We start from the raw sequence: 5,095 nt of genomic DNA, 5'->3' as shown, positions 1-5,095 counted from the left end.
TCTGTTGCGGAAGTAGAGGATTTGCAGAACAACTAGGCAGAAAGACAGAAGCTAGAAAAAGACTCGCAGTGCGAGTCTTTTTTGCTTTTATTGAATTCCAAATCATTCGCACTGCGAATGATTTCTCGCACAGTTTATTAGACTTTCTTGAATCACGAGTGATGAAAAGAAAGTCAATAAACCACTGCGTATACGTGTATGCGTATAAATATGAGAATAGTTAACGAGCACAAACAACTTCTGCGTACATTTCGGGAAGTGGACGTCGTTTCTGCCTTTTCGAGTTCAACTACTAGGATGTGAGCCCGAACTCAACTTCACAGGCAGAAAGACAGAACACAAAAACCAGCACACCAGCCTTCAGCTAGTGTGCTGTTCTTTTTTATTATCTTATCGAATCGCTGAGCGTGCCATACGAGCTACTGTATGACGAACCCCTCGAATCGCAACTGACAATGCGTAAATATTTTCCACTGTCGCTAAACCGCCGTATCCTGCGTCCCCGATATGTTGAATATCCACACCAGCCACTTTATTACGGATAGCAATTTGTTCGATGACTTCTCTTGAAGAACCTTCTTGGCTTGTTCCAATCGCAGAAAGCACAAGTGCATCATTGGCATGTGCCACTTTCACAATTTCCACAAGTTCTGCGTCGGTAAACCCTGGCACCGTTCCAACTGCTGGAACCAGAATCACATCAGCCCCTGCTTTAATGAAGCGTTTCGCGATGTCCACGTTCATCACAGGTTCCTTCGAGCCTGCCCCGTGCATCTTCCCAGCAATCACAAGCCCTGAATAGTGTTGTTTCACCATGGCAAGAGACGCCTCAATCGTTTCATTCGTTACCCCTGTCCCTGGATTTCCCGTTAAGCAGATAAAATCAAGGCCCAATTCTTCCGCACGTTTCACCGTTTCTACCGTACATGTACGCCCTGGTGAGATTTCGATGCGTGTTTCTAGCATTTCTGCATTCATATCCACTGGCTCCAAGTTCGCCCCAATTGGCAACCCACTCAGTTCTTTCGCACGTTGGACTGGGTTTTCACTTTCTTCAGCACCGTAAATCAGTGGATCAATACAGTCAAACCCGTTCAAGAGCACCATATCTCCACCGAACGCCTTTGCGATTTCTGCGTTAGATAATTCATTCAGCATCGTTGGACGTGAGCATACCGTTTCACAGCACACCGTTCTTCCTTCTGCAGCTTCAATCGCCTTTTTCAATTCTTTTCCTGTCATTTTTCTGAAATCACTGGCCACACAATTTAACAATCGTTTACTCATTTCGTTTCCTCCTGTCCACGAACAAGCGCCACTACTTCTTTCAACAACGCTTCATCCGTCTGTTCGTAATCTCCATTTTCATGATAGGCATAGCTCAGCCCCTCGCCTGCAGTCGTCGGATCCGTCTTCCACGTCTTAAACGTTCCATGGATTTGCGAAATCCCCGTCTCCTGCATTAAGTGCTGCACATTTTCTTTAGTGACGCCGCCGCCACAAAGCAATTCAATTTGACTTCCGTAGCGAGCTTGCAAGTCTTTTAAGAGCGGTATTCCTTTTTCAATTTGCTCCTGTTGTCCCCCTGTTAAAATGCGCGTGCATCCAAGTTTGATTAAGCCCTCGATAGCACTATTCACATCCGGCACAAGGTCAAACGCCTTATGGAACACACTCTCGGCTTGATATTTCTGACACAACTCAATCATCTGCTTCGTACGGTTCCAGTCAATCGTCCGGTCTTCTAATAGAAATCCAAACGCTAACCCTTTCGCACCGGCTTCTAATAAGAGTTTCGCATCGATTAGCATGCTCTCGAATTCTTCCTTCGTATAACAAAATCCTGCGCCACGAGGACGAACCATGCAGACAATTGGAAGGTTCACTCCTGAATCGAGCACTTTTTGCAAAGTCCCGATACTTGGCGTTAATCCTCCTAAGAAAAGAGCGCTATTCAATTCAATGCGGTCAGCACCCGCACGCTCTGCAATGAGGCAGTCTGCGATGCTTCCAGCACATACTTCTACTGTCATAACGTCCCTTCTTTCATGCGCGACAATGCGAGTAGCGCTAATCCATAAATAATCGTATCTGTTTCTAAGTCTTTTATACCAATCCATTCATTTGGCAAATGCGCAATGTCTCTTTGCCCTGGGAAACTTGGCCCATACGCAATAATATTTGGAATGATTTTGGCATAAGTTCCACCCGTTGTCGTCACTGGAACACTATCGCTCTGCGTGATATCCGTGTACACCTTCTGCAAGGCTTGCACATAGTCGGAATCCTTGTCATAAAGCACTGGGTCCCAATGTGAAATCACGTCTAGCACGCCACCTTCTGGTACATGCGCATTGATTTTCTCAAGCAAATCGTCTTTTGTGCAACTTGCTGGATAGCACATCGTCCATTCGACATAATGGCGACCGTCTTCGATTCCAAACGTTTCTCCTCTCAGTTGCATCATCCCGAAGTCACTATCTTCATAGGCGATGCCCAATTCTTCCCCGCGATGGTTTGTATGGAGAAGTTTTTCGTTGGCAAATGTATACAATCCGGACACTTTATCCGAAGGGAGAGACAATCGTACTCTGAGACGACCGCGTTCGCCGTAGACAACTGGCCATTTACAGTCTGGCGTCCACCCGAATGTCGGAGGAATTTCTTTCGTTAAATAGTGCTTTACGCATCCAAATCCTGTCTCCTCATTCGTCCCAAAGACAATCCGAACCGGTCTATCAAAGGTCACACCCTTTTCCTTCAACACATATAACGCATATAGGTTCGATAGAATAGGCCCCTTGTTATCCAATGTCCCGCGTCCGTAGAGTCTTCCGTCACGAACGGTAAGGTCTAACGCTGGAGAAATCCACCCTTCTCCAAGCGGCATCACATCCACGTGTCCGAAGATGCCATAGTACGCGCCATCTGGTCGGTCTTCTCCGTACTGCGCGTATCCAATCTTGTTATCGATATTCTTTGTTTGAAATCCAAGTTCACTCGCAATCGCAAGCACTTCATCGAGTGCTTGTCTAGGTCCCTTGCCAAATGGAGCGCCTTCTTCGGCTTCGCCTCGAATACTTGGAATGGCGACCATTCGTCTCAGTCCTTCAAATAGTGCGGGCTGAATTCCTTTTAGTTCCGCAATCCATTCTTCTTGATTCATTCTTTGACCTCCAATGGCTTCATGCGCTCTTCTAAATACGCTTCAAGCCATTCCTTTGTCGCTAATTCATGACGCATCGTACCATCACTTTGTGGATGAACACGGAATACCGTTGGTGCTAATGTACTTGTGACAACAACAAATGAGAAGTTCTCGATATTGGAAGCTGCCCCAAAGTCTCCTTTGGCATTCATGGCCACTACAGAAATATCTCCTGCTTCGCCACGCGTTCTCTTCAATCGTTCTGCAAGGTCGCTCACGGCTTTCTCACACGCCTTTTGCGGAGAAAGACCCTCTTTCATTAGACGGACGATTTCATACGAAATCACGCCTTTCATCAAGTCTTCCCCTAGACCCGTTGCCGTCGCGCCACCAATCGTGCTGTCGACATATAATCCAGATCCGATAAAAGGAGAATCTCCTACACGCCCCGGCTTCTTCATAAAGAGTCCGCTCGTTGAGGTCCCTGCGACCATATCTCCAGATGCATCCAATCCCACCATACCAACCGTATCGTGTCCAGCATACGGCGTGAGTTGTTCACGTTCAATATCTTTCAATCGATTATGGAAATGAATCTTTGCACGGTCCGTCAGCATGTCTTTTTCTTCGAAATGATGAGCCTTCGCAAAAGCTGCTGCTCCATCTCCGACCAGCACATTATTCACTTTATAAGCACTCAAGGCACGCGCCACCGAGATTGGATTGGCGAACTGTTTTAAGGCACAGACCGCACCGAAATCAAACGTCGATCCATCTAAATAAGCGGCATCTAACTCCACTTCCATCTCTTCATTGGGAAGCCCACCATATCCAACAGATTTAAAGTAAGGGAAGTCCTCCACTTCTTTAATCGCGCCTTCAATAGCATCTCCTGCAGTCCCGCCCACTTCTAAATTCGGGGTCACCTTCTGGATTCCTTCGAGCGCCATTCTCCATGTCGCAATCATACCCCACATTCTCTGTCACCTCTTTTACTGAAATCGTTGTTCACTTTCGTCTTTAGTTCCGCTAATAATCGCAACGGCTCCGCCTAATGCTTCGCGTAAGCCCACGCCGCCTTTTTTCGGCATTTCTAGCATAACGACTTTATCCTTATAGGCTGCGATGGTTTCTTCATTCTCTTTCGAACAAATCACATAAGGCTTGCAGTCGGTTTGCTCTTGAATCGCTAACGCAATTTCTGCTGCCATTTGCGCATAGGTTCCGTAGTTAAAACATGGCCCTGCAAACAGCACTTCTGCTTTCGTTTTTAAAATCAGATTTTTGATTTTATGAATCACTTCTTCTTTATGTGCTTGGAAATAATTCGGCCCACAATAAATCGTCGCAAGTGCTGTAAGTCCTGCTTTTTCGAAGTCTTCTTTGAACATTAAATAAGAACCAACCCCACCTTTTTCAAGGCCTAATTCTGTATCGCCACGTTCCTTTCCGCCGAATCCAGCTTGAACTTGGTCGAATAATAATAGTGTTCTCATCTGTTCACCCCTTTCTATGTAAAAAGGTGGCATCCGTTATCGCATGCCACCCGAAGTTTTGACACTTGTGACTTACGTAGTTGTCATTTTATAAGTCATCAAATGATAAGTCGTTTAAGTCAACGTCGTCTAATTCATCACCTGTTAACATGCTAGCGCCTGCTTCTTCTTTCAAGTATTGTTTATCCAATGCTTTGAAGAATGGGAAGTAGATCAAGCAGCCTAATAGAATCAAGAAGATTTGGAAGAATCCGGCTACAATACTACCTGTTGATAACCATCCTGAGAAGAAGAATGGTGTTGTCCATGGAAGTGATGCCCCTGTTGTATAAGGGATAATTCCCCACATCGTTGCAAGAGTTGCTAAAGTAATATTTACAAGTGGTGTTAATAAGAATGGAATCACGATAATTGGGTTTAATACTACTGGTAAACCGAATGTAACCATTTC

General features: G+C 45.5%; 6 protein-coding genes and 1 pseudogene. 1 reads left to right on the top strand and 6 read right to left on the bottom strand.

The features are described 5' to 3' along the window. Positions 1 to 224 (top strand): hypothetical protein (locus O3793_RS08755; protein WP_371446933.1); only part of this gene is annotated, 224 nt, incomplete at its 5' end. A 166-nt stretch (positions 225 to 390) separates the two neighbouring features. Here O3793_RS08755 and O3793_RS08750 read toward each other — a convergent pair. The 6 genes and pseudogenes from O3793_RS08750 to O3793_RS08725 form a co-directional block, all read right to left on the bottom strand. Beyond that, positions 391 to 1,287 (bottom strand): haloacid dehalogenase-like hydrolase, encoded by an 897-nt coding sequence (locus tag O3793_RS08750; protein WP_285251681.1) that lies wholly within the window; start codon positions 1,285 to 1,287, stop codon positions 391 to 393. After that, the gene (locus O3793_RS08745; protein WP_371446931.1) at positions 1,284 to 2,033 is read right to left on the bottom strand and encodes a copper homeostasis protein CutC; all 750 of its coding nucleotides are present in this window, start codon (positions 2,031 to 2,033) and stop codon (positions 1,284 to 1,286) included. The genes O3793_RS08750 and O3793_RS08745 overlap by 4 nt, the downstream gene beginning before the upstream one ends. Continuing rightward, positions 2,030 to 3,166, bottom strand: a complete 1,137-nt coding sequence (locus O3793_RS08740; protein WP_371446930.1) for a Sapep family Mn(2+)-dependent dipeptidase — start codon at positions 3,164 to 3,166, stop codon at positions 2,030 to 2,032. The genes O3793_RS08745 and O3793_RS08740 overlap by 4 nt, the downstream gene beginning before the upstream one ends. Beyond that, complete coding sequence (locus O3793_RS08735) at positions 3,163 to 4,125, bottom strand: N(4)-(beta-N-acetylglucosaminyl)-L-asparaginase (RefSeq protein ID WP_371446928.1); 963 nt, start codon at positions 4,123 to 4,125, stop codon at positions 3,163 to 3,165. The genes O3793_RS08740 and O3793_RS08735 overlap by 4 nt, the downstream gene beginning before the upstream one ends. Positions 4,126 to 4,140: 15 nt before the next feature. Beyond that, positions 4,141 to 4,644 carry a GrdB-related putative oxidoreductase gene (locus O3793_RS08730; RefSeq protein WP_371446927.1) on the bottom strand — a complete coding sequence of 168 codons (504 nt, stop codon included), beginning with the start codon at positions 4,642 to 4,644 and terminating at the stop codon, positions 4,141 to 4,143. Positions 4,645 to 4,732: 88 nt separating this feature from the next. Continuing rightward, a pseudogene (locus O3793_RS08725) lies at positions 4,733 to 5,095 on the bottom strand (PTS sugar transporter subunit IIC); the annotation flags it as partial.

The organism is Granulicatella sp. 20925_1_28 (assembly GCF_041433575.1).
Classification (GTDB): domain Bacteria; phylum Bacillota; class Bacilli; order Lactobacillales; family Aerococcaceae; genus Granulicatella.
This window is presented reverse-complemented; position numbering and strand designations above follow the sequence as displayed.